The organism is Streptomyces albidochromogenes (assembly GCF_005981925.1).
Taxonomy (GTDB): domain Bacteria; phylum Actinomycetota; class Actinomycetes; order Streptomycetales; family Streptomycetaceae; genus Streptomyces; species Streptomyces albidochromogenes.
Genome location: NZ_VBVX01000007.1, coordinates 42,893 through 54,424, shown reverse-complemented (window position 1 = coordinate 54,424; position 11,532 = coordinate 42,893). Strand labels below are relative to the sequence as shown.

Below are 11,532 nucleotides of genomic sequence, written 5' to 3'. Positions count from 1 at the left end.
CGCCCCGCCCCAGCCGGGTGGGTCCTTCGCGGGCTTCACCAGGGTGCGCTCCTCACAGGGGCGAAGGCCGCTCCAAGAAGCATGCCGCCGACATGCCCCGGATGCCGCTCACGGCACCGAACGCCTCATCCGGTGATCCGGTATGTCACGTGGGTCACCTTCGGCGAGCCGACCGTGCGTACGGGCTCCAGGCGCAGCTCGGGCGAGACACCGTCTAGGAGACGGGTGCCCGCGCCGAGAATCACCGGGGCCAGGTGGAGTTCCAGTTCGTCCAGGAGCCCGGCGGTGAGGTACTGCCGCACGGAGTCGGCGCCCCCGGAGACCTGGACGTCCTTCTCCCCGGCGGCCTCGCGGGCGAGGGCCAGCGCGGATTCGGGGCCCTCGGTGACGAAGTGGAAGGTGGTGCCGCCCTGCCTCACCCACGGCTCACGCGGGGTGTGGGTGAGGACGAACACGGGCGCGCGGAACGGCGGTGGGTCGGGCCAGCCTGCCTCACCTTCGTCGAACATGCGGCGGCCCATGATGTAGGCCCCGGCGCGCTCGAAGGTCGCCCGCACGATGTCGTCGTCCTGGTTGCCGCCGGTGCCGCCGGTCATGCTCTGGCGTTCCCGCCATGCCTCGGCCGCCTCGGCCCACTCGTGAATGCGCAGGCCGCCGTCGCCCAGGGGGTTTCGGGGGTGAGAGTTCGGGCCCGCGACGAAGCCGTCGAGGGACATGCTCAGGCTCGCGAATACCGTGCTCATGCCGCGTGCTCCCCGGAGAAGAAGGCGGCCAGGGCCGGGGCCAGCGCCTCGGGGGCGATGGTGTGCTCCTCGCCCGGGAAGACCCGCAGGATGAAGTTCTCGCCCGCCGCGGCGAGTTCCCGTGCGCCGGCCAGCATGTGGGATGCTCCCGCGTCGCCGCTGCCGACGAGGACGGGCACGGTCACCGACGCCCAGCGGTCGACCGGGAGGGGGCGCCCCGACATGGTGTCGCCCATGATCCGGCCGTCGTAGGGGAGGGTGTTGGCGACGGCTTCCATGCCCGCCCAGAACGGGGCCTGGCGCATGCCCGCGACGACCTCGTCGGGCAGGCCGACCGCCGCCGTCATGAAGTAGGCGGCGGCGTCCCCGTACGCCTCGCGGCGCACGAGCTCCGTCAGGTGCTCCACGTAGTCGGCAGGCAGCGGCGGCCGGCTGTCGTCGGTGACGAACGGCGGCTCGTACAGCCCGAGGCGCGACACGGCGCCGCCCAGTGCGGCGGCCGCATCCAGGGCGAGGACGGCACCCGAGGACATGCCGAAGGCCATGGCCGACCCGCCGGCGGGCCCCTGGATCAGCGCGTCGAGGTCCTCGATCTCGCGCCGCACGTCGTACGCCCGCCCGTCCCCGCTGTCGCCGCGGCCCCTTCGGTCATACGTGATCACCGTGAAGCGCTCGGCCAGCAGACCGGCGAGTTCGGCGGAGTCGCCGCGGGTCATGAACGCACCGCCGACGAGCACCACCGCGGGGCCCGACCCCCGCTGCTCGAAGGCGATGGTCGCGCCGTCGGCCGAGAACACCTTGTCCATGAAAGCCCCCATCGAAGTGCAGTGCAGAGCGGAAGCTCCGCGACTGTGGAACTGGACGGTACAGTACTCGATTGAGTACTGGTCAGTCCAGTACTCTCGGGAGGAGAGCCGGATTGAACAGTGGCAGGGAGTCGAACATGGACAGCAGGTCGGCGCGCAAACACCAGGCGATCATGGACGCCGCGACCACCGTGTTCCTGGACAAGGGGTACTCGGGGACGAGCATGGACGACATCGCCAAACTGGCCGCGGTCTCCAAGCAAACCGTCTACAAGCACTTCGCCGACAAGGAGAAGCTCTTCGCCGACATCGTCCTGGCCACCACCGACCGGCTCGACACCGCAATCGACCTGCTCGCCGGCATCCCGATCGACGCCGACAACCTGGAAGAGAACCTGACTCGGCTCGCCCGCCAGTTCCTGACCACCCTCACTCACCCCCAGGTGATCCAGCTGCGGCGCCTGATCATCGCCAACGCCGACACCTTTCCCGACTTGGGCGCCGCCTGGTACGAACGAGGCTTCGAGCGAGGGCTCGCCACGCTGGCGTCGACCTTCCAGCGCCTGTCTGACCAGGGGCTGCTCCGCATCGACGACGCGCTCCTGGCCGCGAACCACTTCTCCGGGCTACTGCTGTGGATTCCGGTGAACAAGGCCATGTTCACCGGCCGCTCCCAGCACACCGAGGCCGACCTCGACCGCCACGCCGCCACCGGCACCCGCGTCTTCCTCGCCGCCTACCGCTGACCCCGCTGCGACGACTTGCCCCCACCAGACGAGCCGCTTGAGGATTCCCGGAACCCTGACATGGTCCGAGCGCACCGTGGTGCACGACGACGTACGCATCTCCCGCCGCGACCGGGGCGAGTCGGGAACACCCACCATCCGAACGACTCCCGTTCTGGCGGACAAAGCCACGCTGCTCCTGTACAGCCTGCCTGACCACTACGCGGCGGCCAGCGTGCTTTCCGGTCCGAAGACATCGTCGAAGCGGTGGGCTCGCTCTGTGCGAACGAGGTGAAAGGCCCCGCTGCGGTGGCGCAGGGCGTGGGCGGTGCGGTGGACGACTTCGGCCGGGGTGAGGACTTTCAGGTTCCCGAAGACGTAGTACAGCGGGGTGGGGGCGTGGGCTGCTGTGAAGAGCAGGCCGGCGTTCACGGTGGCGGCGCTGATGGCGTAGCGGTCGGTGTCGGTGCTGGGCATGCGGTCTTTGGCGTCGATGGTGACGAGTTCGGCGCCGCGGGCGGCGATCAGGTCGGGGAAGTGGCGTAGGGCGGAGCGGGTTCGGCTCAAGGCGTCGCGTACGGGGGCGGGTAGGTGCCTTGTCCGCAGGGGTGGACAGTCCAGCCGCGTGCCGTCAGGGCGGCGGCGACCTGCCGTTCGTGAGCTTCGCCGACCAGTCGGCGGTCCTGCCATTGCGTCACCGTGACTCCCCCTTGGGTGAGCCTGCACGGCTTGGTCAGACAGGACGTCAGTCGCTGCGGCCGCGCTTGCGGCTGAACCTTCCGTAGATAATCATCGCCATAAGCGCAGCGATGGCTATCGAAAGAGATTACAAGTCCCGCAGTGCCTTCGGGCATGACGCGCCCTTCATTGGCTAGCAGGTATGTGCTCCCCAGTTCCACTCGCTGATCCCTTCTTGGTCCCCGGTCTTACGACCAGGCGTCAGTTGCCGCATTCTCGACGGCGGTCCCGGCGTATTCGGCCCCCGTGAAGCGTGCAACTCCCACCACAGTGGGGCGCCTGGCAGTGACCACCAGCAACCTGTTACGGAACACGGCTCGGGGCCGGCCGCCACTGCGACCGGCCCCCCGGAGGTGAACCATGGAGGTGCGCAAGTGGCGCCCACCCTGCTCACTGGGTCGGGTGGGCGCCGTCTTCACGCGGCTGAGCGTCCGGTTACTTCTTCTCTCGCTTGGATCGCCAGTAGACGAGTAGGAATGCGATGGCGATAACTATGCCGCCAAGAGCCAGCGTTGCTGGCATGTTGTCCTCGAATCCAATTCCCACCACTGCGATCTCCATCTTTCTCCCTCAGAGCCAGCCGCCGGTAATTCCCGCGCCTCCGAAGTAACCAAGGGCGGTGTAACCGATATCGATTCCTGCACCAGTCTTTCCAGCAATGCCGGCGAGCTTTGTAGCCGCCCCGACACCTCCCGTTGCTACTCCCAGGATCCCCACTGCGGCGGTTTCGCCGGCAGGGTTGCCTGAAGCGATTGAGCCAGCGACGCTCAGACCCGTTCCTACGACGCTTGCGCCTATGGCTACAGGCGCCGAAACGGGAGCCAGTGCTGCGAGGCCTACCACCGTCCCTGCCAAACCGAGACCTTCGCCGAACGAGAGGAGGCCGCTGGGGTCGATGCGGTTGACCGGGTCGCCTTCGGCGTACAGGTACGGGTTCTTCTCCTGACCGGAGGGGTCGGGTGAGGTGAAGCGGCCGATGTTGGGGTCGTAGTACCGGGCCTCGTAGTGGTACAGCCCGGTCGGGTCCTGGTAGCCGCCGGCGAACCGGTGCGGCTGCGGGACACTCTCCGAAGTCGCCGCGCGGATGACGCCGCGGGGGCTGTACGAGTACGAGTTGACCTTGGTGCCGGCCTCGTCGGCGAGCGCGATGACGGAACCGAGCGCGTCGGTGAGGTAGTAGTAGCTCTTGCCCCCGGTCGTCATGGAGTTCAAGGTGCCCCCGGGTTCCCGGTTGAATCCCATGTCCACACCGCCCGTTGACTTCGCGGACAGGCCAAGGGGCCCATTGTGGAAGAAGGTGTCGCCCAGCTTGATCCGCTCACTCTGGTCCGTCGACCCGTACTGGCCGGCGTACGTCTTGCCGCCCACCGTCATCGAGGTCAACTGGGAGTAGTCCGACCACTTCTCAGCCGTGCGGGCCTCGGCCGTCGTGGAGGCACCGGCGGTCTCGTTGCCGAGCTTGTCGTAGGACCAGCCGGTGGTGACACCGTTCTTGGCCGTCAGCTGCGAGGCGTCGTTGTAGGTGAACGTGGACCCGGTGCCGGGGCAGGTGCCGGTGTCGGCCTGTGAGGTGAGGTTGCCGGCCGCGTCGAAGCAGTACACCCACGTCGCCTTCAGCGTGGTCCCGGCGGTCTCCTTGGCCAGCGTCATCCGCCCGGCGCTGTCGTAGGTGTACGCCTGCTTGAGACCGGCGGCCGTGTCGGTGCGGGTACGGATCTTCGCCCCGTCCTTTTCCGCCGTGGCCGCGTTGGCGTCGTGGTCGTAGCCATAGGTGTACGACAGGTTGGTCAGCGTGCCCTTGGGGGACGTCGCCTTGATGGCGGTGGGGCGCCCGGACTTGTCGAGCGTGATGTCCTGCACGGTGCCGCCGGGGTAGGTGGTCTTGGTGCGGGTGTCGTTGTTGTTGTAGGTGTACGTGGTGATCTTGCCGGTCGGATCCTTCAGCTCGGAGAGCTTGTTGACCTTGTTCCATGTGTAGTCGGTGATACCGGCCGGGTCCTCGTAGGTGTCCACGTTGCCCGCCGGCGTGTAGGTCAGGCGGGTCTGCGACCCGTTCTGCAGCGTGCGGACGGTCTCACGGGAGAGCGGGTCGAAGTCATACGCTGTCACGCCCGTGCCGTCGGAGCGCTGCTTCAGGTTGCCGTCACCGTCGTAGGTGTAGGTGACGGTCGCGTAGTTGGAGGAGTCGACCTTGATGATCCGGTCACGGTGGTCGTACTGGTAGGTGACCGTGACGCCGCGCCCGTCCTTCGCGGACGTCGGTCGGCCCAGCTCGTCGTAGATGTACGTCGTCACGCCGAGCGGGGCGGGCGGGGTGGCCTTGCTCAGGTTCCCCTTGGCGTCGTACGTGAACGAGGTGACCTTGCCGCGGGCGTCCTTGACGGTGCAGCGCTGGCCTTCGAACCCGCCGCACGTCGGGGTGGCCTTGTTGTACGTGAAGCTCTGCGTACCGCCGCCGGTACCGGTTACCGCGACGGATGCGGTGTTGCCTGCCGCGTCATAGGTGAAGTCGGCCTTCTCCCCGTCGGGAGTGCTCATCGTCCCCGGCAGGTCCGCTCCGGCGATCGTCTGGTACGGACCCACAGTCGACGAGGCACCAGACGGCAGCTTCGCCGAGGTGGGGTTGTTCCGCGCGTCCCACCCGTAGGTCGTCACATTCGCGCCGACCCCGTCCACGCCCATCGCGTCCGTCGCGGTCGCGATGTTCCGGTTCGCGTCGAAGGTCTTGGAGCGGGAACGCAGGTTGGCGTCGGTCACCTTGGTGACCTGCCCGTCCGCATCGTGCTCGTACTTCGTCGCGTGCTGCTCCGGGTCGGTGACCGTCGTCGTACCGGCGGCCGACGGGTCCGCGGCCGAGTAGGCGTAGGTGTAGGTGGGTCCGGTGTGCCCGGTGCCGTTGAAAGCGGTGGCCCGCAGCATGGAAGTGACCCGGTTGTCGGCGTCGTAGGTGAAGGCCGTCACCCGCCCCTCGGGGGTGGTGATCTTCGTCAGGCGGCGAGAGGAGTCGTAGCCGAACTGGGTGGCCTTGCCCTCGGTGTCCGTCGTCTTGACCAGGTCGCCGGCCGCGTTCAGGTCGAAGACGGCGGTGCGGCCCGTGTGGTCCTTCGCCTGCCACTGCGAGGCGCTGGTCTTCAGCAGGTCGATCCAGCGGCCTGAGCGCGACTCCGTCAGCTTGAAGCCCTTGTTCTCGCCGCCCTCGTCATGCTGAGTGACCGTGATGGAACCGTTGTTGCGGTCGGTGACCTTCGTCAGCGTGCCGTACTGGTTGTAGGTGTCCTTCGTCCCGGACTTGCGGGTGGTCACGGTGAACGTGCCGTCCGTGTTCTCCTTCAGGTCCTTCGAGTAACCGGCCGGCGTCTTGAACGTGCCGTCGGCGTTCTTCGCGAAGCGCAAGGCGTCGCCGGTCGCGTCGTACAGGATCACCTCCGTGCCGGAGATGTCGAGGTAACGCTCATAGCCCTGCCACCACCGCTGCGAGACTTTGCCCCAGGGTGCGTCGAAGGAGTTGTACGTCCGCGACAGCTGAAGCTTCTGCCCCACACCCGCGACATCGAAGTCGGTTCCCGCCAGCATCAGGTTGCCGTTGGAGTAGTCGATTCGGGCGACCAGGGAGTCCGTGATGCGGAAGTTCGATATCTGATGCCATGGCACCGCGCCCTGTCCCGACGGCGCGGACGGGATCGAATCAGCCGCAGCAGCGGCCGACATGCCGCCGCTCTCACTGATGCGCGCCTTCTGCGAGGAGCGGGCGCGTTCCTTCTGCGCGGCCCGCCACTGAGCCCGTTCCTTGGACGGAGCGGCCTCCTCCTTCGACGCGACCGGCTTGGTCGTCCCGACCTTCACCGGCGGAACCGTCAGTTTCGGAGCGTCCTTGCCCCACACCGACTTGGGCGCCACGGGATCATCGGCCGGAGCGGCCATCGCCGGCATCACCCCGGCCGTGACCGCCAGAACCGCGACTGTCGCGGTGAACAGGCGTCTCGCTCGCACCCGGGCACGCCTTGAGGACATGCCCATGACAGATGAATACATCTTTCCCCCGGGGAAGACGACACCGGCAGACCCCAACGGCCCCCGGACGTACGTCACGAGCGGCCCTCAGCCTCCGGGGCACATGCGCACCCGGAACCACACCGTTGCCGCTCGGCAACTTTTGCTACTCTACACACGTCCGGCCACATTCTGTTGAACTTCGGCGGACAATCAGCGAACACAAGGCGCCGGCCAGGGGCAGTCGGCGGCAGCAGGTCGAATGCCGCGCGATGTGCCGGGATCCGCTACCACGCTCGAGTCGGTGAGCCGGCCGCATGTCCGGTCTGAGGGCAGAACATTCCTTTGGGGGGAAGTTGCGTAAGAAATCTGTCGCGGCCGATGGGGCGCTGGTGACGCGCACCGGATGGCACACCGCCGCCTCAGCTACCGGGGCAGCGCTCTGCTGGGTGCTCGGGCTTGCCATGGTCACCAGCAACATCCAGGCGTTCTTCCACCCCACATGGCTGGCTTCGCTCTGGTACATGCCCTGGCTGCTCACCGGGACACTGCTCATGACCTGGACTGTCTTCCGGTCATTGGACAAGGCAACGACACGAAGAGAGCCGCTGCAGCCCTCACCCACATGCGGCGAAACGGGCACCTACAGAGAAGACGCCGCCTGAACCGTCCCGCCAACGGACATAGGGAAAGCCCTGAGGTCCTCGCAGGGTGCGGCGGCTGGGGTCGGGGGCGTCGCCCGACCTGCTGGACGTCTGCGCCCATGTTCCTGCGAAGGACTACGCTCGCTCTTTGCTGGGCAATCCCTGCAGGCCGGGTGCCAGCCCGTCGGCGGCACGACGGAAGCCGGCGAGGCCCTCCACCAGCGCCGCTCTGGTAGCGGGCGCCATGGAGGAGATGACCTCAACCAATGCTGCTTCATGACGGGTCCGCAGGTCGTTGAGGTAGCTCTTGCCCAGGTTGGTCAGGCGCAGCTCCACCTCCCGGCGACTGGCGGAACTGGGGATGCGCTCGACGAAGCCCAGCCGCTGGAGCCGGTCGCACAGGCGGCTCACCGACGACGGCGCCAAGCCGAGCGTGTCGCTCAATGTCCGCACGTTGATGCTCCGACTGTGCTCCAGCACGTACAGCGCTCTGAGCTGGGAGGCCGAAACAGAGGCGGCCGATACCGGGTCCAAGCCCTGGTGCCCCAACACTGCCAGCAGCTCAACGACGCCCCGGGCCGCGCGCGCAGAGCATTCCGGACGATGCTCTGACGCGTCGGAATACACGATTTCGCCCGTGCCGCTGCGCAGGGACCCTGCCAGTTGCTGAGGCATGAGAGATCGTCCTCCCCTCTTACGCTTCCTTCAGCCACGTAGGCGGCGGCGCGTCGCGCGCATAGCCACGGACGCGGAGCAGGGCCGGGCCCCGCGCTCTTACCGGAATCGACCATCGGACGACCACGACGCCGCCTCTGCCCCGCCGACTGGGCGTTGACCGGGCTGCGATGGTGCAACACCTTGCCCGTCTAACAGGAACCATTCCCGTTGCTCCCGTCCGGGCTTCCGGCACAAGGCAGCCGTGCTTGGGCTGAGGCGCCCATCATTCGTCAACGCGAAGGGCCTGCACGCGGCGTCCGCACACCTGTGCAGCGCGAGTGCATCTCCTGTGGTCGCGGTAGGTTTCCTTCGCTTGCGGCGGTCGGGGTTCTGTTGTTGCTGTGTGGAAACTGTTTGAGCGGGCACGCGACCATCCGCAAAGCGGTACAACCGATCCAGGTGGGGTGTACGTGCATGAACGACACAAAGGTCACCAATACCGTTGCCACCCTCAGGGCCATGGGCGACAGCACCGCAGACGTCTGGCAAGCCCGGGAGCTCACACGGGTATTCACCGACACCCTCAGTCCGACCCCCGCCGCCGCCCACGTGACGGACACCCTCGTGCTGGTGGTGTCCGAGCTCGTCACCAACGCCCTGCGCCACGGCGGCGGCCGCTACACCCTCGAGCTGTCCGCCGACGAAGACGCGATGAGGGTTGCAGTCAGCGACCTCGACCCCGCACACCCGCGTGAGGTCACCCCTGATCTGAATGGCGGCAGCGGAGGGTTCGGCTGGCACATGGTCCGCCGCCTGACCGATGAAGTGACCATCACCCCCAGCCCACGCCCCGGAAAAACGATCACGGCTGCTTACGTCAGGCGGACTGCCGGCCCCTCGATGGACTAGCCGGACTGTCAGGGCAGGAGGTCTTTGTCGCAGCATGACCACGAAGCGCATTCGGCGCCGCCGCCAGGGCACCAGGGAGCGCGCAACGACTCGTTGGCATGGAAGCAGAGATGATGGCTGTAGGAAGCTGTCCGTGCCACCCTTCGCGAAGTGCCTCCGGCGGCCTCAACTGATTGCCGGTTCCGCAGGCCGCGGGTCTGCCCGACGCCTCGCTCGTGGACCCGCAGGGGGCGAGGTTGTACGAGCCGCGCCGGACGGCAAACGGGGTCGGTGAGCTCGTCGACGAAGGCGCTCGCAGAACGAGTCCGAGGGCGTCGTCTCAGACAGCACCGTGGACACCCCAAGAGGTCTGCCTGCATCGCCGCGGGATCAACTGTGGCGGCCGGCGCTGTCCAGCAGAGCTGAGTGCGCCGGGGCGGCTACCGCTCACCGGGTGAGCGCCGGGCGCGCTGGGGCGTGGCATGGGCGAGCGCGGTTAGTCATACCTGTATGACGAAGCATCCGCGCGGTACGACGCAAGCAAAGATCGGGGTTCGGGCCTCTGCCGAGGTCGAACAAGCCTTCCAGTGCCTGGACGCCGTTGCTGCCGGGCCGGATCAGCAAACGCAGTACGCCCGTGGAGCTCTGGCCGGCTACCTGTGGGCGCTGGGACGCGGCGAGCACGCCCCCATCACCGCGCAGGCAACCGACGTCACACCGGGGCTGGACGTGTTGACCGCTGAGACGGACGCCGCCATCGCGCAGATAGAAGACTCCACCCAGCGCACCGTGCCCCGCGACTACATCCACGGCGTCCACGACGCCCTCGCCTGGATATGCGGCCACACCGGCAACAAGCCCATGGCCCCTCACTGAGATCGGTGAACGGCATCCGGGCATGGGCTCGTCTCGGTGTGGCGTTCGCCCCGGCCTAGCGCAGTGGAACTCCTCCACGGCGTACTCATCTTCGTCGGCGACTTCGACGAGCGTGACCTCGATACTGCGGCGCACCTGCAGGCCGCGCGGGCGACTGGGCGGCACTTGTGCGCGATGGCCAAGCCCACCGGCTACAGCAACCAGGCGCCGCACAGCGCATGGTCGCTCCAGGGATGAGGCGAGACACGGGCCAAGTCCTGGACGCTTCCCCACAGCGCAGGGGGCGGTGGGGCCTCAGCGGTGGAACGCTCACGACCACCCCACACGCCCGTGCTTGCCCACCTGCGCATCGTGTATGAATGCCCAGGAGGTCGGCAGGTAGGCATCGTCGCGGCCGCGGATGACACGGGCTTCTGGGCGGCGCGCCGGCGGGTTCGCCAGGTAGGCGTCGATGTCAGGGATCGCAAAGCCGGCGCCGCGACGGCGCTTGCGCTCATACGGTGCCAGCTCGTTCAGATTGCACGGGCAGCAGAGGATCCCGCGAACGCAGCAGCGGTTGCTGGAGCCCTTCATGCCGCAGCAGTGATGGTCGTGATCGATCTGCCAGGGGCGTGGTTCGACGTGAGGGATACCGCCGTCGCAGGGCTCCTCATTGTCCCCGCAGAGGGCGCACCGAAAGTTCTGCGCGCGCCAGATGGCGTTGTACTGGGGGATGGTGAGCCCGTACTTCTCGATGCCCCGGCGCATCCGGTAGCACCCTTGGCACTCACGGCCCCGCACCAGGCGGGCCGCCCATGCCCCACAGTCGCAGAATTCACCGTCCCCCTCGACTTCGATCCGCGTCACGATCTGCTCGATCTCTTCCGGGGAGAACATGCCAGGATCCTAGAGCTCGCCGCTGACAGCGCCCGCCTCGTCGGCTTGTGCTGTCCGGGCCGCAAAGAGTGTGCCGTCCACGATCCATAGACGTTCGGCATCCGCGACGGCCGCGGCGCCGGCTCGAAGTTCCTCGCAGCCGCCTTCGCGGCGAAGCCCTTCGCGGAAACGAGGGGCCCAAGTGCCGTCATCCGGGTCCGGAAGCTCAGCAGTCCTATTGGGCCCGGGTTCCGTCAAGATCTCAAGCCTCTGGAGAAAGTGTTTACAGAACCTCTTCCGCCCTACCCCCTGCGGGTACCTTGCGGGAACCATGGATGGCACGGCCGAAACACGGTGGGCAAACACCTCGGCCGCTACATCCGGGTCCTGCAAGGGGAGTTGAGCGCCATGTCATGGCGTTCTTTCTGGCAGAAACTGATCCTTTTCGGGGTCGTCACCGGCCTGGTCCTCGCCCTCATCCTCGGCACGGGCGCACAGGTGCCTGTTGCTCTCGGCGCCGCTGCTGCGGTCGCCGTCATGGTGAGGGACCTGGCGGGCCATCACAGCGAACGCCGCCGGCCAGCCCCTGCCGTACCTAAGGCACGGGCTG

11 protein-coding genes are annotated in these 11,532 nt (G+C 67.4%); 5 read left to right on the top strand and 6 right to left on the bottom strand.

What is annotated here, in order from left to right; genetic code table 11:
* Positions 1 to 125: 125 nt before the first annotated feature.
* Positions 126 to 743 carry a dihydrofolate reductase family protein gene (locus tag E2E34_RS02165; RefSeq protein ID WP_138900178.1) on the bottom strand — a complete coding sequence of 206 codons (618 nt, stop codon included), beginning with the start codon at positions 741 to 743 and terminating at the stop codon, positions 126 to 128.
* Positions 740 to 1,549 carry an alpha/beta fold hydrolase gene (locus E2E34_RS02160; protein ID WP_138900177.1) on the bottom strand — a complete coding sequence of 270 codons (810 nt, stop codon included), beginning with the start codon at positions 1,547 to 1,549 and terminating at the stop codon, positions 740 to 742. The genes E2E34_RS02165 and E2E34_RS02160 overlap by 4 nt, the downstream gene beginning before the upstream one ends.
* A gap of 137 nt (positions 1,550 to 1,686) precedes the next feature.
* Between E2E34_RS02160 and E2E34_RS02155 the strand changes: the two genes are divergently transcribed.
* On the top strand, positions 1,687 to 2,295 hold the full coding sequence (locus tag E2E34_RS02155; RefSeq protein ID WP_138900176.1) for a TetR/AcrR family transcriptional regulator: 609 nt from the start codon (positions 1,687 to 1,689) through the stop codon (positions 2,293 to 2,295).
* Between the two features lie 198 nt (positions 2,296 to 2,493).
* On the opposite strand, the gene E2E34_RS02150 is transcribed toward E2E34_RS02155, so the two are convergent.
* Complete coding sequence (locus E2E34_RS02150) at positions 2,494 to 2,841, bottom strand: hypothetical protein (RefSeq protein WP_244315466.1); 348 nt, start codon at positions 2,839 to 2,841, stop codon at positions 2,494 to 2,496.
* A 741-nt stretch (positions 2,842 to 3,582) separates the two neighbouring features.
* A complete protein-coding gene (locus tag E2E34_RS02140) occupies positions 3,583 to 6,942 on the bottom strand; it encodes an RHS repeat-associated core domain-containing protein (RefSeq protein ID WP_138900182.1) in 3,360 nt (1,119 codons plus the stop codon).
* A gap of 377 nt (positions 6,943 to 7,319) precedes the next feature.
* Here E2E34_RS02140 and E2E34_RS02135 point away from each other — a divergent pair, with 377 nt between their 5' ends.
* A complete protein-coding gene (locus tag E2E34_RS02135) occupies positions 7,320 to 7,667 on the top strand; it encodes a hypothetical protein (protein ID WP_138900174.1) in 348 nt (115 codons plus the stop codon).
* A 114-nt stretch (positions 7,668 to 7,781) separates the two neighbouring features.
* Here E2E34_RS02135 and E2E34_RS02130 read toward each other — a convergent pair whose 3' ends face one another.
* Positions 7,782 to 8,321 carry a MarR family winged helix-turn-helix transcriptional regulator gene (locus E2E34_RS02130; protein WP_138900173.1) on the bottom strand — a complete coding sequence of 180 codons (540 nt, stop codon included), beginning with the start codon at positions 8,319 to 8,321 and terminating at the stop codon, positions 7,782 to 7,784.
* 456 nt (positions 8,322 to 8,777) lie between these two features.
* Between E2E34_RS02130 and E2E34_RS02125 the strand changes: the two genes are divergently transcribed.
* From E2E34_RS02125 to E2E34_RS35235, 3 genes are all read left to right on the top strand, one after another.
* Positions 8,778 to 9,212 (top strand): ATP-binding protein, encoded by a 435-nt coding sequence (locus tag E2E34_RS02125; RefSeq protein ID WP_138900172.1) that lies wholly within the window; start codon positions 8,778 to 8,780, stop codon positions 9,210 to 9,212.
* A 489-nt stretch (positions 9,213 to 9,701) separates the two neighbouring features.
* A complete protein-coding gene (locus E2E34_RS02120) occupies positions 9,702 to 10,067 on the top strand; it encodes a hypothetical protein (RefSeq protein WP_138900171.1) in 366 nt (121 codons plus the stop codon).
* 63 nt (positions 10,068 to 10,130) lie between these two features.
* Positions 10,131 to 10,304 carry a hypothetical protein gene (locus E2E34_RS35235; RefSeq protein ID WP_167518182.1) on the top strand — a complete coding sequence of 58 codons (174 nt, stop codon included), beginning with the start codon at positions 10,131 to 10,133 and terminating at the stop codon, positions 10,302 to 10,304.
* Between the two features lie 72 nt (positions 10,305 to 10,376).
* Here E2E34_RS35235 and E2E34_RS02115 read toward each other — a convergent pair whose 3' ends face one another.
* Positions 10,377 to 10,943: an endonuclease domain-containing protein gene (locus tag E2E34_RS02115; RefSeq protein WP_138900170.1), complete on the bottom strand. Its 567-nt coding sequence runs from the start codon at positions 10,941 to 10,943 to the stop codon at positions 10,377 to 10,379.
* Positions 10,944 to 11,532: the final 589 nt, after the last annotated feature.

Excerpts from the sequence above, each read along its gene's own strand:
- E2E34_RS02165 (WP_138900178.1), bottom strand. The coding sequence starts at position 743 with ATGAGCACGGTATTCGCGAGCCTGAGCATGTCCCTCGACGGCTTCGTC.
- E2E34_RS02160 (WP_138900177.1), bottom strand. The coding sequence starts at position 1,549 with ATGGACAAGGTGTTCTCGGCCGACGGCGCGACCATCGCCTTCGAGCAG.
- E2E34_RS02155 (WP_138900176.1), top strand. The coding sequence starts at position 1,687 with ATGGACAGCAGGTCGGCGCGCAAACACCAGGCGATCATGGACGCCGCG.
- E2E34_RS02140 (WP_138900182.1), bottom strand. The coding sequence starts at position 6,942 with ATGCCGGCGATGGCCGCTCCGGCCGATGATCCCGTGGCGCCCAAGTCG.
- E2E34_RS02135 (WP_138900174.1), top strand. The coding sequence starts at position 7,320 with ATGTCCGGTCTGAGGGCAGAACATTCCTTTGGGGGGAAGTTGCGTAAG.
- E2E34_RS02130 (WP_138900173.1), bottom strand. The coding sequence starts at position 8,321 with ATGCCTCAGCAACTGGCAGGGTCCCTGCGCAGCGGCACGGGCGAAATC.
- E2E34_RS02125 (WP_138900172.1), top strand. The coding sequence starts at position 8,778 with ATGAACGACACAAAGGTCACCAATACCGTTGCCACCCTCAGGGCCATG.
- E2E34_RS02120 (WP_138900171.1), top strand. The coding sequence starts at position 9,702 with ATGACGAAGCATCCGCGCGGTACGACGCAAGCAAAGATCGGGGTTCGG.
- E2E34_RS02115 (WP_138900170.1), bottom strand. The coding sequence starts at position 10,943 with ATGTTCTCCCCGGAAGAGATCGAGCAGATCGTGACGCGGATCGAAGTC.